Here is a 503-nt window from a genome sequence, read left to right as displayed (position 1 = left end):
GGGCAACTGACGAACCTCCATTCGCTTGCAGAGGCGTGCCCGCGCCTTTGCGTGGTCGACAACACGCCAGAAGTGGGCGACTGGCATCGCACGCTTGTCGACGCGGGGATCGCCGTGCTGCACAACGGCAACCGTGGCGGCATCGCGGGTGCCTTCAACTGCGGCATCGTCGAGCTCGAAGCGCGGGGCGTTGAACTCTTCTTTCTGCTCGATCAGGATTCGGAGCTGCCGGCCGGCTACTTCGATGCCATGTGCCAGGCCGCGGTAGCGGCGCAGGGCAGGAAACACGATCGCGACACGGGCGATGACGGCGTGAGTGAAGAAGACGCTGCCTTCCTGATCGGCCCGCTCGTCCACGACACGAACCTGGACGCACTGATTCCGCAATTCGGCCTGGAGGGCAAGCGTGTCTATCAATTCGACCTGCGAAAGCCCTTCACCGAGCCGCTGGTTCGCTGCGCCTTCCTGATCTCTTCTGGCTCTTTGATTTCGCGCGCGGCCTG

At 63.6% G+C, this 503-nt stretch carries 1 protein-coding gene; it reads left to right on the top strand.

The features are described 5' to 3' along the window. The coding region (locus ACSFA3_RS22595; RefSeq protein ID WP_475544574.1) for a glycosyltransferase family protein at positions 1–503 on the top strand (503 nt) is incomplete at both ends.

Origin of the sequence: Variovorax glucosi, from assembly GCF_051216695.1 — a bacterium.
Lineage (GTDB): Bacteria > Pseudomonadota > Gammaproteobacteria > Burkholderiales > Burkholderiaceae_C > Variovorax.
This window is presented reverse-complemented; position numbering and strand designations above follow the sequence as displayed.